The 19,185-nt window shown below is 61.3% G+C and carries 17 protein-coding genes; 7 read left to right on the top strand and 10 right to left on the bottom strand.

Going from position 1 to position 19,185, the window contains the following annotated elements:
* Positions 1–65 precede the first annotated feature (65 nt).
* Together ACHMXK_RS09110 and ACHMXK_RS09105 are read right to left on the bottom strand one after the other, a co-directional pair.
* Entirely contained in the window at positions 66–1,328 is a 1,263-nt protein-coding gene (locus ACHMXK_RS09110; protein ID WP_397439616.1) for a mechanosensitive ion channel family protein, read from the bottom strand.
* A 46-nt stretch (positions 1,329–1,374) separates the two neighbouring features.
* The gene (locus ACHMXK_RS09105) at positions 1,375–3,021 is read right to left on the bottom strand and encodes an acyl-CoA synthetase (protein ID WP_397439614.1); all 1,647 of its coding nucleotides are present in this window, start codon (positions 3,019–3,021) and stop codon (positions 1,375–1,377) included.
* Positions 3,022–3,430: 409 nt separating this feature from the next.
* On the opposite strand from ACHMXK_RS09105, the gene dnaG reads away from it, so the two are divergent.
* Positions 3,431–5,410, top strand: a complete 1,980-nt coding sequence (dnaG, locus tag ACHMXK_RS09100; RefSeq protein ID WP_397439612.1) for a DNA primase — start codon at positions 3,431–3,433, stop codon at positions 5,408–5,410.
* Between the two features lie 283 nt (positions 5,411–5,693).
* Positions 5,694–8,084, top strand: coding sequence for an RNA polymerase sigma factor RpoD (gene rpoD, locus ACHMXK_RS09095; RefSeq protein WP_397439609.1), 2,391 nt, complete (start codon positions 5,694–5,696; stop codon positions 8,082–8,084).
* Between the two features lie 295 nt (positions 8,085–8,379).
* Here rpoD and ACHMXK_RS09090 read toward each other — a convergent pair whose 3' ends face one another.
* From ACHMXK_RS09090 to ACHMXK_RS09080, 3 genes are all read right to left on the bottom strand, one after another.
* Positions 8,380–8,586: a hypothetical protein gene (locus ACHMXK_RS09090; RefSeq protein WP_397439607.1), complete on the bottom strand. Its 207-nt coding sequence runs from the start codon at positions 8,584–8,586 to the stop codon at positions 8,380–8,382.
* A gap of 388 nt (positions 8,587–8,974) precedes the next feature.
* Positions 8,975–9,295 carry a DMT family transporter gene (locus ACHMXK_RS09085; RefSeq protein ID WP_397439605.1) on the bottom strand — a complete coding sequence of 107 codons (321 nt, stop codon included), beginning with the start codon at positions 9,293–9,295 and terminating at the stop codon, positions 8,975–8,977.
* Positions 9,296–9,334: 39 nt separating this feature from the next.
* On the bottom strand, positions 9,335–9,787 hold the full coding sequence (locus tag ACHMXK_RS09080) for a carboxymuconolactone decarboxylase family protein (protein ID WP_397439603.1): 453 nt from the start codon (positions 9,785–9,787) through the stop codon (positions 9,335–9,337).
* Between the two features lie 222 nt (positions 9,788–10,009).
* On the opposite strand from ACHMXK_RS09080, the gene ACHMXK_RS09075 reads away from it, so the two are divergent.
* The 4 genes from ACHMXK_RS09075 to ACHMXK_RS09060 all read left to right on the top strand — a co-directional run bounded on the left by ACHMXK_RS09075 (position 10,010) and on the right by ACHMXK_RS09060 (position 13,080).
* Positions 10,010–10,174 carry a DNA-3-methyladenine glycosylase I gene (locus ACHMXK_RS09075; RefSeq protein WP_397439601.1) on the top strand — a complete coding sequence of 55 codons (165 nt, stop codon included), beginning with the start codon at positions 10,010–10,012 and terminating at the stop codon, positions 10,172–10,174.
* Positions 10,175–10,273: 99 nt separating this feature from the next.
* Complete coding sequence (locus ACHMXK_RS09070) at positions 10,274–10,855, top strand: TetR/AcrR family transcriptional regulator (RefSeq protein WP_397439599.1); 582 nt, start codon at positions 10,274–10,276, stop codon at positions 10,853–10,855.
* Positions 10,856–10,949: 94 nt separating this feature from the next.
* The gene (locus tag ACHMXK_RS09065) at positions 10,950–11,657 is read left to right on the top strand and encodes an SDR family oxidoreductase (RefSeq protein WP_397439598.1); all 708 of its coding nucleotides are present in this window, start codon (positions 10,950–10,952) and stop codon (positions 11,655–11,657) included.
* A gap of 7 nt (positions 11,658–11,664) precedes the next feature.
* On the top strand, positions 11,665–13,080 hold the full coding sequence (locus ACHMXK_RS09060) for a DHA2 family efflux MFS transporter permease subunit (RefSeq protein ID WP_397439596.1): 1,416 nt from the start codon (positions 11,665–11,667) through the stop codon (positions 13,078–13,080).
* Between the two features lie 358 nt (positions 13,081–13,438).
* Here ACHMXK_RS09060 and ACHMXK_RS09055 read toward each other — a convergent pair whose 3' ends face one another.
* Entirely contained in the window at positions 13,439–14,860 is a 1,422-nt protein-coding gene (locus tag ACHMXK_RS09055) for a PLP-dependent aminotransferase family protein (protein ID WP_397439594.1), read from the bottom strand.
* 162 nt (positions 14,861–15,022) lie between these two features.
* Here ACHMXK_RS09055 and ACHMXK_RS09050 point away from each other — a divergent pair, with 162 nt between their 5' ends.
* Positions 15,023–15,661 carry an FMN-dependent NADH-azoreductase gene (locus tag ACHMXK_RS09050; protein WP_397439592.1) on the top strand — a complete coding sequence of 213 codons (639 nt, stop codon included), beginning with the start codon at positions 15,023–15,025 and terminating at the stop codon, positions 15,659–15,661.
* Between the two features lie 134 nt (positions 15,662–15,795).
* On the opposite strand, the gene ACHMXK_RS09045 is transcribed toward ACHMXK_RS09050, so the two are convergent.
* The 4 genes from ACHMXK_RS09045 to ACHMXK_RS09030 all read right to left on the bottom strand — a co-directional run bounded on the left by ACHMXK_RS09045 (position 15,796) and on the right by ACHMXK_RS09030 (position 19,101).
* Positions 15,796–16,197, bottom strand: coding sequence for a hypothetical protein (locus ACHMXK_RS09045; RefSeq protein ID WP_397439590.1), 402 nt, complete (start codon positions 16,195–16,197; stop codon positions 15,796–15,798).
* A 75-nt stretch (positions 16,198–16,272) separates the two neighbouring features.
* The gene (locus tag ACHMXK_RS09040) at positions 16,273–17,412 is read right to left on the bottom strand and encodes a serine hydrolase domain-containing protein (RefSeq protein ID WP_397439588.1); all 1,140 of its coding nucleotides are present in this window, start codon (positions 17,410–17,412) and stop codon (positions 16,273–16,275) included.
* Positions 17,413–17,524: 112 nt separating this feature from the next.
* Positions 17,525–17,929, bottom strand: a complete 405-nt coding sequence (locus ACHMXK_RS09035; protein ID WP_397439586.1) for a VOC family protein — start codon at positions 17,927–17,929, stop codon at positions 17,525–17,527.
* 167 nt (positions 17,930–18,096) lie between these two features.
* Positions 18,097–19,101 (bottom strand): aldo/keto reductase, encoded by a 1,005-nt coding sequence (locus tag ACHMXK_RS09030; protein ID WP_397439584.1) that lies wholly within the window; start codon positions 19,099–19,101, stop codon positions 18,097–18,099.
* Positions 19,102–19,185: the final 84 nt, after the last annotated feature.

Here is a 19,185-nt window from a genome sequence, read left to right as displayed (position 1 = left end):
CTAAGCTTCACTGTAGACCGTTCCGGGCGCCATGGCACGCCTGATGGCATCGCGGCGCGGTCGCCTCATTCCACCCGCCGGGCCAGACTCACACGCAAATCGTTGCCGCTGGGGCTTTGGTACAGGCGCAGGCCAAATTCGGGAAGAATCGCCAGCAGGTGGTCAAAAATGTCACCCTGCACACTCTCGTAAGCCACCCAGGCCGTGGTGGCGGTAAAACAATACAGCTCCAGCGGCACGCCCTCAGGCGTGGGTTCCAGCGAACGCACCATCAAGGTCATGCCCTGGTGCACACCCGGGTTGGCCCGCAGGTAAGCCTCGACGTAGGCGCGGAAAGTCCCGATGTTGGTCAGGCGCCGCTGGTTGGCCAACAACTCGGCCCTGTCACCCAGTTCGGCGCGCGCCTGGGCATTGGCCTCGCGCACCGCCACCATCTTGGCGTCCATGTAGGACTGCAGCAGACCGATGCGCGAAAAATAAGTCATCTCCTTCTCGTCCAGGAAACGCACCGAACTGGCATCCAGCCGCAGGGTGCGTTTGATGCGCCGCCCGCCGGACTCGCTCATGCCGCGCCAGTTCTTGTAACTTTCGGACATCAGCCGCCAGGTCGGAATGGTGGTGATGGTTTTGTCCCAGTTCTGCACCTTGACTGTGTGCAGCGCAATGTCCACCACGTCGCCGTCGGCGCCGACCTGCGGCATTTCGATCCAGTCGCCCAGACGTAACATGTCGTTGGACGAGAGCAACACCCCCGCCGTGAACGACAAAATGGTGTCCTTGAACACCAGCATCAGCATCGCCGACATGGCGCCCAGGCCCGACAACACAATCATGGGCGAGCGGTCCAGCAGGGACGCCACCGCCACAATGGCACCGGCCATCATCAGCACCAGCTTGGCCAGTTGCACGTAACTCTTGATGGACCTCGCCTTCTGTATCGCCGCCTGGGAGCCGTCCTGCCCCTTGGCTTGTTGCAACAGCAACACGGCATCCAGCATGGCTGTCAGTGCGCGCGCCACCTGGATCGCCATGAAGGCCACGGCCACGTTGCCCACCACGGTGGCAACCGTGCCATCCAGATGCGGCACCTTGTCCACCCCGGCGCGCACCACGATCAAAGGCAGAATCCGCGCCAGGCGGCGCAACACCTCGTCGTGCAGGACCACATCGGTGAGCCTGGATTGCGCGCGCACACGCACCCGCCTGACCACGGGCATGAACAGCCACAAGGCCAAAAGGCGGATGACCGTGGCCAGCGCCAGCAGCAGCGCGAGACCGGCGATGGCCTGCAACCAGGGTTCGGCCTGCGCCAGAAAGGTCAATGACAAGGTAGACGCCTCCAAAACTCAAACAAAAAGAAGACGGTAGCGGCCGTCAAACATCGATCGCCGCCGCCGAGCCGGCCTGCTTGCGCAGCTCGAACTTCTGGATCTTGCCGGTCGAGGTTTTGGGCAATTCGCCAAACACGACGGCACGCGGCACCTTGAAGCCGGCCAGGTGTTTTTTGCAATGCGCCACGATGTCTTCGGGCGTGGTGCGCGCGCCGGCCTTCAGTTCGACAAACGCGCAGGGGGTTTCGCCCCAGCGTACATCGGGCTTGGCCACCACAGCCGCGGCCAGCACATCGGGGTGGCGGTACAACACGTCTTCGACTTCGATGGAAGAGATGTTTTCGCCGCCGGAAATGATCACGTCCTTGCTGCGGTCCTTGATCTTCATGTAACCGTCGGGGTACATCACGGCCAGGTCACCGCTGTGAAACCAGCCCCCGGCAAACGCCTCTTCGGTGGCCTGGGCGTTTTTCAGGTAACCCTTCATGGCGATATTGCCCTTGAACATGATCTCACCCATGGTTTCGCCATCCAGGGGCACGGGTTGCAGGGTCAAGGCGTCCAGCACCCGCACATCGCGCTCCAGGTGATAACGCACACCCTGGCGCGCATTCAGCCGGGCGCGTTCGCCGATGTCGAGTTTCTCCCAGCCGTCCTGCGCCGCGCATACTGTCGCCGGCCCATACACCTCGGTCAGACCGTAGACATGGGTCAAATCAAAACCCAGCGCCTCCATGCCTTCGATCATGGACGCCGGCGGCGCTGCGCCGGCCACCATGGCCTTGACGCCGCTGGGCAGGCCGTGTTTCATGCTCTCGGGTGCATTCACCAGCAAGCCATGCACGATGGGGGCGCCGCAATAATGGGTCACGCCATGCTGGCGGATCGCGTCAAAAATCGCCTGGGCTTCAACCTTGCGCAGGCAGACGTTGACACCGGCACGCGCCGCCACCGTCCACGGAAAACACCAGCCATTGCAGTGAAACATGGGCAATGTCCACAAATACACCGCATGTTTGGGCATGTCCCATTCGAGGATGTTGGACGCGGCGTTGAGCGCCGCGCCGCGGTGGTGATAGACCACGCCCTTGGGGTTGCCGGTGGTGCCGCTGGTGTAGTTCAGCGCAATCGCATCCCACTCGTCGGCCGGCAACTTCCAGGCGTAGCCGGCATCGCCGCCGGCCAGGAATTCATCATAACGGATGCTGCCGATACGCAGCACCGGCCCGGTGTACATCGCGTCTTCCACGTCAATCACCAGCAGCGGCGCCGTGGACTGGCGCAAGGCCAGGGCTTGTTGCATGACAGTGGCAAATTCCGGATCGACGATCACCACCTTGGCCTCGCCATGGTCCAACATGAAAGCAATGGTTTCGGCGTCCAGCCGGGTGTTCAGCGCATTCAGCACCGCACCCGTCACCGGGATGCCGAAGTGGGCTTCGACCATAGGCGGGGTGTTGGGCAACATCACGGCCACCGTGTCACCCTTGCCGACGCCATGCCGCTCCAGCGCACTGGCCAATTGGCGGCAACGCATGAACACCTCGGACCAGGTCCGGCGCAAACCGCCATGCACCACCGCCGTACGCTGCGGGTAAACCTCGGCGGCGCGTTCAATGAAGGACAGCGGCGACAAAGCGGCGTAATTCGCCTCGGTGCGTGGCAGGTCCTGGTCAAAAATGCTGGGCATGGGCAATTTACTCCGATAGTCAGGTTTAAGAGCCTGTTCCCGATCTACAGGGGGTCACGCAAGTAGATTGTCGGGATGGGATGCAAGGCGCAAAATCCAAGCCAAGACTGGCGCCTTGGCTGATTTTGCAACGCCGCAGACCGCCCGAGAATCCACTTGCCCTGCGGGTTGGGACGAAATCGGGCGATTTGCCCACCAAATCCCTTGCATGGGCATCAGCCCATGCTGCGTGATCTTGGCGAGCAACTCATCCCGATTGCGTCCCAACGCGACCCCCTGTAGATCGGGAACAGGCTCTTTAGAGCCATCGTAGCCGCAGAACCGGACGCTGGCCCCCAAGCTGCTTTTAAAACAAGGTCTCGTTCGTTATGCCAGCGCTTCCCCATGAGGCTGGAGGCACAATACGGGCGTGGCCATTCCCCAATCATTTATCCAGGAGCTTTTAGCGCGCGCCGATGTGGTCGACATCGTCGGTCGTTATGTGCAGCTCAAAAAAGGCGGCGCCAATTTTATGGGGCTGTGCCCCTTTCACGGCGAAAAATCACCCTCTTTCAGCGTCAGCCCGTCCAAGCAGTTCTACCACTGCTTTGGCTGCGGCAAAAACGGCAACGCCATCAGTTTCCTGATGGAACACGGCGGCATGACCTTTGTCGAAGCCGTGAAAGACCTGGCCCAGCAATACGGCCTGCAAGTGCCCGAAGACGATGTATCGCCGCAAGAGCGTGCGCGGGCAGCGCAGGCGCGCGAGCAGCAGGCGACGCTGACCAGCGTGCTGGAAAAAGCCGCCATCGCCTACATCAAAAATTTGCGCACCTCGCCGCGCGCGATTGATTATTTCAAGGGCCGCGGCCTGTCCGGTGAAGTCGCCAAAACCTTTGGCCTGGGGTATGCGCCCGAAGGCTGGCGCGCGCTGGCCAGTGTTTTTCCCGACTACAACGATGCACTGCTGGTCGAAAGCGGCCTGGTCATCACCGGCGAACCCGGTGAAGAAAACGCACAGGGTGAGGCCAAACGTTACGACCGCTTCCGCGACCGGGTCATGTTTCCCATCCGCAACGTCAAGGGCGAATGTATTGGTTTCGGCGGCCGGGTGTTGGGCGACGAAAAACCCAAATACCTGAACTCGCCGGAAACCCCGGTTTTCAGCAAGGGCCGCGAGCTGTATGGCCTGTTCGAGGCGCGTACCGCCCTGCGCGAACACGGCTACGCGCTGGTCACCGAAGGTTATATGGACGTGGTGGCGCTGGCCCAACTGGGTTTTGCCAACGCCGTCGCCACCCTGGGCACGGCCTGTACGCCCGACCATGTGCAAAAGCTGTTTCGTTTCACCGACGCGGTGGTTTTCAGCTTTGACGGCGACGGCGCCGGCCGCCGTGCCGCGCGCAAGGCGCTGGACGCCGCCTTGCCCTTTGCCACCGATGTGCGCAGCGTCAAGTTTTTGTTCCTGCCGGAAGAACACGACCCCGACAGTTACATCCGCGAACATGGCAAGGACGGTTTTGCGACCTACGTCAGCAAGGCCGTGCCGCTGAGCAAATTCATGCTGGAAGCCGCCGGCGAAGGTTGCGAGCTGGACACCGCCGAAGGCCGCGCCCACATGGCCAGCAACGCGCGCCCGCTGTGGAGCTTGTTGCCCGACGGCACGCTCAAGCGCCAGTTGCTTGCCGAGATCGCCGACAACGTGCAGATCGACAGCCGCGAGCTGCTGCAGCTCTGGCAACCGGCCGCCGCCGCTGGCTATAAAAACAATAGCGACTCACGCCCGTCCGGCAAGGGCCAGAGGCTAAAACAGCCCGAATATTCGGCGCCCGAGGAACATTTCGAGGAGTTTTCCGGCAATTTTGCCGACTTGCACGACGAAGACGCTTATGCCGCCTCGTTTTCGGCCGCGCCCAGCGCACCCTCTACCGGCGGCTCGTCCGGCCGTAGCTTCCGGCGGGACGCGTCCGCCCCCCGCGCACCGCGCCGCGTCGCCGGGCGCATGCTGCCCGCCAGCCGCGAGGACCGGGTGCTGCGCCTGATGCTGACCGCGCCGCAAAGCTGGGACAAGCTCAGTAACGAGGAACATGTCTTGCTGTCGGAGTTGCCGGCGCCGCACGGCCCGCTGTTTGTCTGGCTGGAGAGCCAGTTGCATGAACACGGCCCGCAGCCCTGGGCGGCACTGCGTGAAGGTTTGCGCGAGCACCCGCAGGAAAACTACGCGGTGCAGCAACTGGCCCAAATTCCCGAAGGCATAGAGGCCGACTGGAACGAGGTGCGCAGCATCGTGCAGCAGTTGGGCGCGCTCAAACGCCAGCAAACCCTGCAGGAACTGGCCGAAAAAGCCGCCACCGACCCGGCCGCGATGCAGGCCTACCGCGAATTGCTGGCACGCTCAAAAAGCGTCTAAAAACAGCCCGCCGAGCGCCGAAAAACAAGGCTTCAGGGTATAATCCGATTTTTCCGCTACGGCAAGCGCGACAGCAGCACCTCCGGCACCAGCCCCCCGCGACATCGGGACCAACAGGTAACAGGGCCCCCTTCCCGCAAGGACTGCACACCAAATGTTCGCCCAGACAGCTTGCCCACAATGCCCAGCCTGACGGCGCGGGCATTTTTTGTGCCCGTGCCTTGATGCCCCTCAAGCGCCGGGAGCCTGTTTGAATACGACGTTTTGACATCTGGAGTTCGCCATGCCTGCTCGCCAGTCCGACAAGTCCGCCAAGCCCGTTGTGAAACCCAAGGCTGCGGCCCTGGCATCTGGAAAGCCGCTTGCCAAGGCAAGCGCCAAGGCCGGCAAGCTTGAAAAACCCGGAAAAACCGCCATATCCAAACCAGCTCCTGGCCGTCCAGCCACGGCGCCCAAAGCGGCCCAGAAATCCGACAAGCCCCCGAAGAAAGCCCTCACCGTGACCCCCAAGTCCAGCCAAGCCAAGCTCATCGAAGCCGCCAACGCCCTGCTCGCCGCAGCCGCGCCAGCCAAAAAGAAACCCGGCCGCCCGCCCAAAAACCCGGCTGCCGCTGTAGAAGGCGCCGCACCGGCTGCCGGCGCCAAGCGTGGCCGCAAGCCTAAAGCGACCATCAAGGGTGACGGCGAGGAAGACATGTCCGACATCGAGGACGATCTGGCCGGTGAGCCCGTGGTGGAAACGACTGAAAAGGTCAAACCATTACGCATGAAAATCAGCAAGGCCAAAGAACGTGCCTTGATGAAGGAATTCGGCCTGGACGAAACCGTGCTGTCCGAAGAAGACATGCTCAAGCGCCGCATGCGCCTGAAGGCGCTGATCAAGCTGGGCAAAACCCGCGGCTACCTGACCCACGGCGAAATTTCCGATCACCTGCCCGACAAGCTGATCGACGCCGAGACGCTGGACGCGGTGATCGTCACCCTGAACGACCTGGGTGTGGCTGTTTACGAGCAGACGCCTGACGCCGAAACCCTGCTGATCACCGCCAACGCGCCGGCCGGCTCCACCGAAGAAGAGGCTGAAGAGGCCGCCGAAGCCGCCCTGTCCACCGTGGACAGCGAGTTCGGCCGCACCACCGACCCGGTCCGCATGTACATGCGCGAAATGGGCACGGTCGAGCTGTTGACACGTGAAGGCGAGATCGAGATCGCCAAACGTATCGAAGGCGGCCTCATGAAAATGATGGAGGCCATCTCCGAGAGCCCGGCCACCATCGCCGAAATCCTGCGCCTGGGTGAAGAAATCCGCGAAGGCAAGGTGGTGATCTCCACCATCGTGGACGGTTTCTCCAACCCCAACGAAGCCGACGATTACGTGGCCGAGGAAGACTTTGACGAGTTCGACGAAGAAGACGACGACGACGGCAAAGGCGGCTCCAAGGCCCTGACCAAAAAACTCGAAGAGCTGAAAAAAGAAGCGCTGAGCCGCTTCGACAGCATCGCCGTCCTGTTCGACAAGGTCCACAAGACCTACGACAAGGAAGGTTACGGCACACCGACGTATGCCAAGGCGCAAAAAGCCCTGAGCGACGAGCTGATGACCGTGCGTTTCACCGCCAAGACGATTGAAAAGCTCTGCGACCTGCTGCGCGGCCAGGTGCTGGATGTGCGCAAAAAAGAGCGCGAACTGCGCCGCATCATTGTCGAAAAATGCGGCATGCCGCAAGAAGTCTTCATCAAGGACTTCCCGCCCAACCTCTTGAACCTGAAATGGGTGGAAAAACAGGTCGCCTCCGGCAAACCCTGGTCCACCGTGATGGCGCGCAACATTCCGCCGATTCAGGAACTGCAGACCAAGCTGGCCGAGTTGCAAGCCCGCGTGGTGGTGCCGCTGGCCCACCTCAAGGACATCAACAAACGCATGAACGAAGGCGAGTCCAACTCGCGCGACGCCAAGAAAGAGATGATCGAGGCCAACTTGCGCCTGGTGATCTCGATTGCGAAAAAGTACACCAACCGCGGCCTGCAGTTCCTGGATCTGATCCAGGAAGGCAACATCGGTCTGATGAAGGCCGTGGACAAGTTTGAATACCGCCGCGGCTACAAATTCTCGACCTACGCCACCTGGTGGATTCGTCAGGCCATCACGCGTTCGATCGCCGACCAGGCCCGTACCATCCGTATCCCGGTGCACATGATCGAAACCATCAACAAGATGAACCGCCTGTCGCGCCAGCATTTGCAGGAATTCGGCTTCGAGCCGGATGCCAGCATCCTGGCCGAGAAGATGGAGATTCCTGAAGACAAGATCCGCAAGATCATGAAGATCGCCAAAGAGCCGATCTCCATGGAAACGCCAATTGGTGACGATGACGACAGCCACCTGGGTGACTTCATCGAAGATGGCGCCAACACCGCACCGCTGGAAGCCGCGATGCAGGCCGGCCTGCGCGATGTGGTCAAAGACATCCTCGACAGCCTGACACCGCGCGAAGCCAAAGTGTTGCGTATGCGTTTCGGTATCGAAATGTCCACCGACCACACGCTGGAAGAAGTCGGCAAGCAGTTCGACGTGACGCGCGAACGTATTCGCCAGATCGAAGCCAAGGCGCTGCGCAAACTCAAGCACCCTTCACGTTCGGACAAACTGCGCAGCTTTATCGATACGCTGTAAATTGCAGTAAACGCTGCAAGGCCCAAAACAAAGGCCGCCATCCGTTTCGACGGGTGGCGGCCTTTTTCATTTGGGGTTACTGCAGGCACTGGTCATCGTTGAGCATCATTCTGGTGGACGCTGAGCAGTTTGCCGGTGTTGACCACTGAATGTCGGCGTCGGAGGAGGATCAAGGACGCCTTAGGGCCCGATGCGGTAGTTGCCGCTGCTCCTAAGCGGACATTCGGTGGTCAGCACCAGCGAGGTGGTCAGCGTTTACCGGAATGGTAGCGGCCGTGATCCATGGGTTTGCTCACTAGAAACCAATTTTTTCCCTGCGCAGATGCTCCACCATTTCCTTGGCGCACCCCTTGCCTAGCAGGAGATCCAGATAGGCCTGGATCGGGCTTGCCAGCCAGGCATCCTCAACTCGCTCGCGGTACAAAAACTCACCGGGTGAATTTGCCTGGGCGATCAGCAAATTGGCCCCCTCGGTGACCACGCGCGCATCCAGCTCTTCCATGAGCTGCTTCTCACCAAGCAGGAACACCAAGCGAACAAATCTATGATGATTTGTGTCTCTGGTTGCCGTTCTGGCAATCTTGTGCTCGACGGTTAGATTCATCGAGATACATCGCCGGTGAACCATTGCCGATTTTAGGAATAAACAGCGCGCGAGTTCGTGTCCGAGAGGCGGGCTGGACCACTATTCTGGTAGGGGCTAACCACTCCGCTGATGCTGACTACCAAATTGCGGGCAGCGCACAGCGTCTGCCAACGGACATACGCGGGCAACCGTGGTCATATTTCATGAAAATGCTCCTCGGGGAAAAACCTGCCGATTCCATCGGCAGGCAGGAGACGTGGTCCTTGGAGGATCCTTGTGTGAGAGATGTCGATAGCGCAGGCGCTCAGTGGCTGGAAACCAGCTTGAGTCCGATCACGCCGGCCAGGATGAGCGCAATGCAAAAGATCCTGAGCGGCGCGATGGAGTCGCCCAGCACCGCCATCCCCAGGATCGCGGTGCCCGCCGCGCCGATACCGGTCCAGACTGCATAGCCCGTACCCATGGGCAGCGTGCGCAGCGAGAGTGAAAGAAGCACCACGCTCGACAGGCCGGTGGCGACCGTGAACAGCGAAGGCCACAGACGCGTGAAGCCCAGGGATGACTTCATGCCAAAGGCGAATGCGATTTCGAGAATTCCGGCGATACCGAGCAGTGTCCATGCCATAGGTGAGTCCTCCCTGGGTTGATCCGGGGTGCGGGTGTTTCAGGCCTTGGCGGCAGAGGGGGTTAAGCGAAACGCAACGCCAAATCGGTTGAAGGCATTCATCAAGCCGATCGCATAGGTGAGGTCCGCCAGCTCCTTCTCGCTGAACTCAGCCGCAGTGGCTTCGTATTCGGCGTCAGGCACGCCCGTTTGAGCCACGCACGTGACGGTTTCCGCCCAGGCGAGCGCGACGCGTTCACGGCGGGTGAACACGTCACCGGCTTCGCGCCATACCGGTACCAGGACAAGCTTGTCCACCGCCAGGCCGGACTTGAGCAAGTCGCGCGAGTGCATGTCGATGCAAAACGCGCACCCATTGATTTGCGATACCCGCAGGTACACAAGATCGACCAGACCTTTGGCCAGGCCGCTTTTTTGAAGATTGACGTACACCCCGCCAAAGGCCTTGTAAACTTCGGGCGAAACCTGTGCATAGTCGATGCGATTGCTCATGACGAATCCTTGAATGTGCTAATTGAAGGACTCTATCGTGCTGCATCTTGACCTACCTTGAAAGGTCCATGATCCGCCTTGAGTGCTAGGCCATGATCCTTCCAGTTTTCAGCTTCCGACGCGTCTTCATACGGTAGTTTCCTGAAGTCAAGATCCTCTTGCCTTCGTCTCCACAGGTTACCCGTGCGCTTAGGGGGCGGCAGGAGCGCCGTTGACTCGTCCATGCTCTCCGCCCAGATTTTCAAAAAAATGAAGTGTCGCGGCTTCAAGTTCGTAGGGTTGGCCATCGTTTGCACATGCATGCAACGCGCGGGCGCTGCCAACGATCATGCCGCTAGGTGCTTGCTGCCGACAAGTCATGACCAAATGCAAGGCTTCGATGCGTGATCGGTCCGTCCGTGGAATGCCCACTTTATCCATGATGATTCCGTGGTTGATGCGCGACCCCGAAATATGATGAACATCATAAAATGATACATTACTCCCATGCCTTCCAAACCCACTCGCAGCGAAACCACCCACGAGCGCATCGTCGAAGTCGCGGCGCGCACGCTGCGGCGTCATGGCTATGGCGGCGTCGGCGTCGCTGACGTGATGAAACAAGCGGGGTTAACGCACGGCGGCTTCTATGCCCACTTCGACTCGCGCGACGCCCTTCTTGCCGAGGCGATCGAGCGGGCCGGCCGCGACAGTGCTGCGGTGATGAATCGGCGCATCGATACCAGCCGTGCGCGCGGCCAGAGCCCATTGCGGGCGCTTGTCGAAGGCTATCTATCCGAGACCCATCTCCGTGGTGTCGAGGGTGGCTGCGTGGTTGCCGCCCTTAGTTCCGAGATGCCCCGCCAATCGCCTGTGCTGCTCGCACTCTCGACCGACCGTGTGCGCAGTCTCATTGAGATGGTGCAGCGCGCCTTGCCCGAAGGCGGCACCCCAGAGCAGGCGATGGTCATTGCTGGAGCGATGGTCGGCACCTTGCAGATGGCACGCACGCTGGGCGCCAACGCGCAAGGCAAGGCCATGCTCGCTGCGGCCCGCAGTGCACTGCTGTCGCAGTACGACACTGCATAAACGCCCACAACGCGCCGTGCTTATGTTTCTTTTCTTTCGCCTACAAATATGATGATCATCATATTAACTAATCTTTTTTTCAAAGGAGCAACCCATGAAACTAGCTAATGCCACCGTCCTGATCACCGGCGCCAACCGCGGCCTCGGTCTGGCTTTTGCCCGCGAGGCGCTGGCTCGCGGCGCACGCAAGGTCTACGCGGCGGCGCGCGATCCATCCAGCGTGACGCTGCCGGGCGTGGTGCCCATCAAGCTTGATGTGACGAAGCCCGACGACATCGCCGCTGCCGCGCGCGATTGCCCTGACGTGACGTTGCTGATCAACAACGCCGGCATTGCTGCGACCGGTGGTTTTCTGAGCGACACCAGCCTGGCCTCGGCGCAGCGCCACTTCGACACCAACGTCTTTGGCCCGCTGCGCCTGACCCAGGCCTTCGCTCCGGTGCTCGCGGCGCACGGCGGCGGCGCCATCCTGAACGTGCTGTCGATCGCCAGCTGGATCAACGGGCCGCTGCTCGGCGTCTATGGCATGAGCAAGTCGGCGGCGTGGGCTATGACGAACGGCACGCGCATCGAGTTGCATGACCAGTACACGCAGGTTCTGGCGCTGCATGTCGGCTTTATCGACACCGATTTGACGCGCGGCCTGGATGTTCCCAAGCTGGCACCCGACGACGTGGTGCGCACGGCGCTGGACGCGCTGGAGGCCGGTGCAAGCGAGGTGCTGGCCGACGACTTGACGCGACGTGTGCACGCAGGTCTGACGGCAGATCCAGCGGTCTACTTGCAAGCGCTTGACCGGTGAGCACGCCATGACCGCCTCCACTGCACAGGCAACGGTGATCGTCGCCGCCAAGCCACACGCGTCTCCCTGGCCTATCTTCTGGATCGCCAGCATCGCCGTGTTTCTGGTCTCGCTCGACACGACGATGCTGTTCGCCGCGTTTCGGGCCATACGCGCCGGCTTTCCCGGCACATCGGCGGCCGACATGTCCTGGGTTCTGAATGCCTACACCGTCGTCTACGCAGCGATGCTGATTCCGGCCGGTGGATTGGCCGACACCCATGGCCGCAAGAAGGTGTTCATGCTCGGCGTCACCTTGTTTCTCGTGGCCTCGGCCGCCTGCGGGCTGTCTGGCACGGTCGGCTGGTTGATCGCGGCGCGTGTCGTACAGGCCGTCGGCGCAGCGATGCTGACGCCTGCGTCACTGTCCATCGTGCTCGACGCCTTCCCGCACAGCAAGAGGGCAGTGGCGGTGAGCCTGTGGGGCGCAGTCGGTGGCCTCGCGGCGGCGATCGGGCCGAGCGTGGGGTCGTTCATCATCGATGCGGTGGGCTGGCAATGGGCCTTTTATCTGAACCTGCCGCTGGGCGCGTTGTCCCTGTGGCGCGGAGCCGTCTTGCTAAAAGAGGCGAAGAAGCCCGAGAGCCGGCGCCCGGTCGACGCGGTCGGCATGGGCTTGCTGATTGTTGGCGTCGGCGCGCTCGCATTGAGCATCGTGCAGTCGGAGTCACCGCACTGGTCCGCAACCGAGTTGGCGGCCGCTGCCAGCACCGGTATCATCGCGCTGGTCGGCTTCGTGCTATGGGCCCGCATCGCCCCCGCACCGCTGGTCGACCTGCGGCTCTTCAAGCACCGGACCTACACCTTTGTGAATCTGGCAACCCTGGCCTTCGGCATTGCCTTCTCAATGATGTTCTTTGCGTTCTTCTTCTACATGACCGAGATCTGGCATTACACGCTGCCACAGGCCGGCCTTGCAATCACGCCGGGGCCTTTGCTCGTGATTCCATTTGCGATCATCTCCGGTCGCCTGGCGGCCCGCCTCGGGCACCGACCATTCCTCGTCGGCGGGGGGGTGATCTATGCCTGCAGTGGTTTGTGGTTTTTGCTCGTGCCCGGCGCCCAGCCGGCCTACCTGACGCACTGGCTACCTGGACTGGTCTTGTCCGGCGTTGGTATCGGGCTGGTGTTGCCGTCGCTATCGGCGGCGGCCGTGAACCGTTTGCCGGCTGACCAATACGCCGTTGGCAGTGCTGTGAACCAGGCGACACGTCAGATTGGCTCGGTTATGGGTGTGGCAATTACGGTGCTGATGCTCGGTCACGCGGGATTGACACATCAGAGCTTCGTCCCGCTGTACGTGTGCCACGCGTCGCTGGCGCTGTTGACGGCCCTGCTGTGCTTGCCGGTCAACACCAAGCCGCAACAGGTCCTCAAAGCCTGAGGTGTTACTTGCTGCAGGGCTGTCTCCGACATTGCCCTGGCCAGCAGGGATTAGCTAAGCCTGTTAATTTCCAGCTGTTGTGTCCACACATGCAACCAAAGGACTTGGATTCATGAACACAGTTACTTAGCGATGACTGCATCAGGCAGAAAGCCGCCGTCAATGAATATGACCATAGCGAGTGATGACTACATACCTTGCAACTCCGCGCGAATCCTTGAATGTGTTGATTGAAGGACGTTATCGCGCGGCATCATGGACCATGCAAAAAGTGTGATTATTGGCATCAATTACTGGACCATGACCATGACGCTCTTCCAGCGTGCGAGCCACCCGAAGAACGGGCCCGCCGTCGCCCTCACAGCAAACGCAGGATGCGCTTTCCAAGCTTCTCGGCGGTGGCCTCAGAGTCGATGTTCGTGAAACCGAGTAGCAAGGCCGAAGCGATGTCCGTGCCCGCCGCCCAGTCAGCCAGCGCTTCTGCGTACAGGCCATCTTCCCGCATGCGCGCGACCAGCCGGCGATCCGATCGGAGCCCTTGCAGCCGCAAGACCAGATGCATGCCGCCAGGTGGTGAATCGATCGTCATGTGTTTGCCCAGCACGCTGACCAGGCCGGCTGTCGCTGCCTCCCTGCGCTCGGCATAGAGCTTTCGCATGCGCTGGATATGACGGGCGAAGTGCCCCTCCGTGATGAAGGCCGTGACGATGCCCTGCGTAAGTGCGGGGCTGCCGCCGGCAAAGACTTCACTGATCTGCTCGAAGCGCTCCACCTGCGTTTCCGGCACGACGAGATAGGCGAGCCGGATGGCCGGGAAAAGCACCTTGCTGAAGGTGCCTGCATAGAGCACGCGCCCGTCGCGATCCAGGCTTTTGAGCGCAGGCAGGGGACGGCTGACATACCGGTATTCACCGTCGTAGTCGTCTTCGATGATCCAGGCTTGGTTTTGCGCAGCCCAATCCAGCAAGGCCTGGCGCCGTGGCAGGGACAAGGAGACGCACATCGGGCTCTGGTGTGCCGGCGTGACCACGGCAGCTCGCGCCCGTGGCGCCACCTTCGTTCCATGGGAAACCATCATGCCCTCCCCATCCACCGGCACCGGGACGGTGGCAATGCGCATGTGCCCCAGCAGTTCCCGCGTGGGAGGGTAGCCGGGATCTTCCAGCCATACGCGATCTCCCTCTTTCAGCAATGCCTGTGCGATCAACTCCATCGTTTGGCGATAGCCCGACGTCACGAACACCTGGGAGGGAGAGCAATTGATGCCACGCGACACCTGGAGATAGGCGGCGATTTCGGCACGCAGGGCCTGCAGGCCCTGCACGGAAGGGTGCGCCATGTCCGAGGGTTGCATCGAACGCACGCAGCGCGCGCCCAGGCGCGCCCATATCTTGCGGGGAAACGCATCCAGGGCGGGCAAACCCATCTGGAACGGAAGAATCGAATCGGGGCGAAAACTCGCCGCGGCAATGCCGCTGCGGGATGGCGGCTTCGTCAAAGCAACGGGCATTCGCGGCTTAAGCCCCGGCGTCACGATGGTCCCGGCCTGACCGCGGGCCTGAATGTAGCCCTCGGCGGCCAACAAAGAATACGCTGCTTCGATCGTGCCCCGGGCCAGGCCCAACTCCTTCATCAGCGCCCGTGCCGAGGGTATTCGGTCACCCGGCTTCAATACCCCGTTGCTGATGGCGCCGCGAACCCGGTCATAAATCTGTCGGTAGAAGGGCTCAGCCGATGACGAGTCCAAGGGTGAGATGGGACTGGAGTGGGCTGTTCTCATGGACCAGCAATTTTATCCATTCATGGATCTTTTTGTTGGACCATCCTTATCCAAGAATAAGACCTCTCGCGATTCCGATGGACATCGCGTAAGGGAGTGGCCCGTGGCCTTCAGCGCCGGGGCATTTCGGGACCTTAGACCTTCATCTGAAATTGGTTGGAAATGAAAATTTTGCATGTCAGTTGCAGCCCTCGCGGGCAAGCCTCCGAGAGCCACAGGCTTGCTCGGAAAATCATCGAGCTCTTGCAACGAGGCGAGCCCGCGGCGGTCCTGGTCAACCGGGTGGTGGGCGGTGGTTCCCTGCCACATGTTGACGAAAATTACGCAACCGCCCTGGGTGCTGCACGAGCCTCGCCCGCGGAAACAACCTGCGTGGGCTCCATCGCCAGGTCCGAAGCGCTCATCCAGGAACTGGAGAGTGCGGATGTGGTGGTCATTGGAATGCCCATGCACAACTTCACCGTGCCCTCAGCGCTGAAGTCGTGGATCGATCACGTCGTTCGAGTTCGTCGCACGTTCGATGTGGGCAGGGAAGGAAAGGTCGGCAAGCTGCGCGACCGACCGGTCTTTGTCGCCGTGTCATCCGGCGGCATCTTTTCGGGGGATCGCGCGCGCCAACCCGATTTTCTTACGCCGTATCTGAAAGCCATCTTGACCATCATCGGATTGCACGATGTCACCTTCTTCTCTGTGGAAGGGACAGCCCTTGGTCCGGATGCTTTGGCTGAGGCCAGGGCCAGGACAGATCGAGCGCTACAACGGCACTTTGGGCCAGTGCTCCATCGGAGAGGTGCACCCTAGCGTCGAATGACGGCACCTTGGGTGCCCGCTCTTGTCGTCATCTAACGGCCGCTCCGGGCCCAAAGCGGTAGTCGGTGTTTCCTCAAAGCGGCCGTTCGCTGAGCCAGCTGGACCTTACAGCCAGCGGCTGTCGCTCAACTCGAAGCAGTCTGAAGTTGAGGCTCGTCCTTGCTCAGAACACTAACGCAGTCATCCACACCGATGACCAAGAACTCACGAAGGTCTTCATACATGCGGCCGCTTACGAAATGCGCACGTTGAAGTTCGAGCGCCTTCCATCCGCCGTCTGTGACCTCGAACAGCCAGCCAGTCTTCATTGAGCACTGTGACCAGAACTCTGTCAGGTCAAGCTCGTCGAGGACTCGGAATCCCCAGACTGAGGGAAACACAACGTCGGTGTAAGCCATTGCTGCCTCTACCCTTATCGTCAGGCCGCCGGCCGCATAGGAGATGGACACGACCTCACAAGCTGAGTCGGGCTGAAACGGGCCCGCCAGAACCCTCACGGCGGGCGTCAGATGAATCAACTCGCTCATACTTTCCTTGGCTTTCGTATGGCCTGGCTTGGTTATGACGGACGACGGAAGACCCGCTTTTGGCCGGCTCCGGACCTATTGGTTGGCCATCTGCTCAGCGACATTCCTCAAGATTCCGGCCCACCAGACACCGCGCGGAAACCGGCTCGCTGTCCGTACCAGAACGCACCCCGTGTCGCGTGACACGTAGACGTGAGCGCCCAGCGCTCCCATCGCGAACAGGTCATGAACACCGTGACGAGGCATGTAGTGCCACCAAAAGTCCTTGTATCCGAACTTGCCTGAGGATAGAGGTCGGCCCCAGGGAAGGGACTCGTAGTAAGCGAAATCGCGCGCCGAATTCCAGCCGCTCGAAAGGTCATCCAGGCGACCGAGCCAAGCCGCCGGAACGAGTTCCTGGCCATTCCAAACCCCACGCTGGAGTACCAACTGACCAAGGCGGGCGAGTCCATGTGGCGTCGCATTGAAACCGCTCTCGAGATGGGCCAGCTTGCCCGTGTGGCTATGGTCGAGGGTCATCGTGGCCGGCCCGGCGTCCAAGGGGGCCCAGAGGTCCTTCGAGAGCAACTGGGCAACGCTGGCATCGCTCGCATTTTCGAGCACCATCGCAATCAGCAGAGGATGCCAATCGTTGTAGTGGAAATGCTTGTCCACGGGGTCCACAACGCGAACCCGTCGAGCGGCTTGGCGCAATCCCGAACCATGGTAGACGAGCGCGTCGTCGCTCCAAGGCGTCACGCCTTCACGATAGCGGATGCCGGACGACATGCGCATCAGTTGCTCAACGGTCATCGCGGCCACGCGCGGGTCCACCAAGCCCGGCAACAGGTCGCCAAGGGATGCGTCAACAGAAAGGCGCCCATCGCCCACAGCCTGACCGACCAGCAGCGAGGCGACCGACTTGGTCACGGAAAGAGTACGCGTAACGGTGTCGGCACCGAAGTTCGGAGCGTACCACTCGTGCGCCAACTGTCCATCGCGCAAGACCAGGAAGGACGTAGTTCCCGTGCCCGCGAGCAGCGACTGCAGCGAGCCACCCTGCCACGCGCCAGCGGCGGGGACCGTCAACTGCTCGGCGGCAGCGGGCCTTGGATGATTCGGCAGTGTCGCCATCGGGCCCGTGGAGCGAACCCGTTCAAACGGAAAGCGAAGGTGGTCCTGGTCCGTGGGCCTGCGCCACCGAACGCAGCGTCCGAGATATGTCTTGGTCAGCACGGTTCGAGTTGCTGGTTGTTGTTGTGCACGTGCGCTCGATTTTAGCCGGTAGAAGGTGAAGTCGAATGTCGGGTTCTGGCCGATTTCTGCCGTCCCACATAGAGTAGACGCCTCATGCACCGTCGAGCGTCGGCTCATGACAGGCCACGCAAAGCTTGTTCCCGTCCGGGTCGCGAAAATACGCGCCGTAGTAGTTGTCGTGGTACTGCGGGCGCAGCCCTGGCGGGCCGTCGCAGGTGCCGCCATTTTCCAAGGCAACCTGATGCGCCGCCCGGACGGCCGCCCTGGAGGCCGCGGCAAAGGCAACCATCTGGCCATTTCCGGGCTGATGTGGCTGCCCGTCATAAGGCTGGCAGATGACGAAGAAGGGGCGCGTCCCACCCGCGCAGTGCCAGCCCGCCCAGGGTTTGTCGCGCTCGCAGAAACGCAGCTCAATACCGAGGCTGTCCATCACTGCGCCGTAGAAGTGCAAGGCGCGCTCGAAATCGCTGACGCTGACAAAGACATGGGAAAACACCTTGGCTCCTCAGGCAATTTGCAAGGCAGCTTAACCCACGCTGATCGGCGCAAGGCGCCAATCGCACCAGAAGACGCGACTTATAAGCCTTTTAGGCCTCTGGCCCTTATGACATGGGCGCAAACAGCTATCAATACAGAAGCAACTCAAGCCCTACTGGCGCCAGGTCAGGCTGCAAATTCCTCGGTGTCCACTTCGCTGGCGCTTTGGGCGCTGTAACGATGACCTGTCACCGTGTCCTGGTTGATCAGTGCGTCGACCCTGGCGAACAAGTCGGCACCGAGCTGGACCTTCGCCGTGCCCAGATCCTCATGCAAATGCTCGACGCTGGTGGTGCCGGGGATGGGAATGATATGCGGTGCCTTGTGCAGCAGCCAGGCCAGCGCGAGCTGGGCCGGTGTGCAGCCCGCCTCGGCGGCCAGGGCTTTGTAGGCCGGCAGCAGTTTCAGGTTGGCGGCGTAGTTGTCTGGCGCAAAGCGGGGCATGGCGCGGCGGATGTCTTTCGCGTCCAGGGTGGCGACATCGTGCACCGCGTCGCACAGAAAGCCGCGCGCCACGGGACTGAAGGCCACAAACGCAGCGCCCAGCTCACGGCAAGTTTCAAGCACCGCGATTTCGGGGTTGCGCGTCCACAGTGAATACTCGGTCTGCACGGCCGCGATGGGGTGCACCGCATGGGCTTTGCGGATGGTTGTCGCCGAGACCTCGGACAGGCCGATGGCGCGCACCTTGCCCTCACGAACCAGGTCGGCCATCGCGCCCACGCTGTCTTCGACGGGCACTTTTTTGTCCCAACGGTGCAGGTAATACAGATCAATCACATCGGTCTGCAGACGCCGCAGGCTGTCTTCGCAGTTCTTGCGCACGGTCTCGGGCCGGCCGTCGATGACGCGCTTGACGCCATCCTCAAACTGCACACCGGCCATGCCGCCCTTGCTGGCCAGCGTGAAACGGCTGCGGTGCTGCGACAACACCTTGCCCACCAGGGTTTCGTTGGCGCCAAAGCCGTACAGCGCCGCGGTGTCGAACAAGGTGACACCAGCGTCGAGCGCCGCCAGCAACACACGCTCGGCCTGCTCGGCCGAAGGCGGCGTGCCGTAGGCGTGGCTCAGGTTCATGCAGCCCAGGCCGATGGCCGAGACCTCAAAGGGGCCGATGGTGCGTGTTGGCATGGTGGATTTCCTTCTGAAAAAACGACTTGGGGTCAGCCCACATTGCCACGCTGCGGCAAGTGATCCGACCCCAAGATCAAGATG

It is taken from the genome of Polaromonas sp. UC242_47 (assembly GCF_044452385.1).
Classification (GTDB): Bacteria; Pseudomonadota; Gammaproteobacteria; order Burkholderiales; family Burkholderiaceae_C; genus Polaromonas.
This window is presented reverse-complemented; position numbering and strand designations above follow the sequence as displayed.

Excerpts from the sequence above, each read along its gene's own strand:
- ACHMXK_RS09065 (WP_397439598.1), top strand. The coding sequence starts at position 10,950 with ATGAAACTAGCTAATGCCACCGTCCTGATCACCGGCGCCAACCGCGGC.
- rpoD (WP_397439609.1), top strand. The coding sequence starts at position 5,694 with ATGCCTGCTCGCCAGTCCGACAAGTCCGCCAAGCCCGTTGTGAAACCC.
- ACHMXK_RS09050 (WP_397439592.1), top strand. The coding sequence starts at position 15,023 with ATGAAAATTTTGCATGTCAGTTGCAGCCCTCGCGGGCAAGCCTCCGAG.
- ACHMXK_RS09045 (WP_397439590.1), bottom strand. The coding sequence starts at position 16,197 with ATGAGCGAGTTGATTCATCTGACGCCCGCCGTGAGGGTTCTGGCGGGC.
- ACHMXK_RS09030 (WP_397439584.1), bottom strand. The coding sequence starts at position 19,101 with ATGCCAACACGCACCATCGGCCCCTTTGAGGTCTCGGCCATCGGCCTG.
- ACHMXK_RS09060 (WP_397439596.1), top strand. The coding sequence starts at position 11,665 with ATGACCGCCTCCACTGCACAGGCAACGGTGATCGTCGCCGCCAAGCCA.
- ACHMXK_RS09080 (WP_397439603.1), bottom strand. The coding sequence starts at position 9,787 with ATGAGCAATCGCATCGACTATGCACAGGTTTCGCCCGAAGTTTACAAG.
- ACHMXK_RS09070 (WP_397439599.1), top strand. The coding sequence starts at position 10,274 with ATGCCTTCCAAACCCACTCGCAGCGAAACCACCCACGAGCGCATCGTC.
- ACHMXK_RS09105 (WP_397439614.1), bottom strand. The coding sequence starts at position 3,021 with ATGCCCAGCATTTTTGACCAGGACCTGCCACGCACCGAGGCGAATTAC.
- ACHMXK_RS09075 (WP_397439601.1), top strand. The coding sequence starts at position 10,010 with ATGCTCTCCGCCCAGATTTTCAAAAAAATGAAGTGTCGCGGCTTCAAG.
- ACHMXK_RS09055 (WP_397439594.1), bottom strand. The coding sequence starts at position 14,860 with ATGAGAACAGCCCACTCCAGTCCCATCTCACCCTTGGACTCGTCATCG.
- ACHMXK_RS09090 (WP_397439607.1), bottom strand. The coding sequence starts at position 8,586 with ATGGAAGAGCTGGATGCGCGCGTGGTCACCGAGGGGGCCAATTTGCTG.
- ACHMXK_RS09085 (WP_397439605.1), bottom strand. The coding sequence starts at position 9,295 with ATGGCATGGACACTGCTCGGTATCGCCGGAATTCTCGAAATCGCATTC.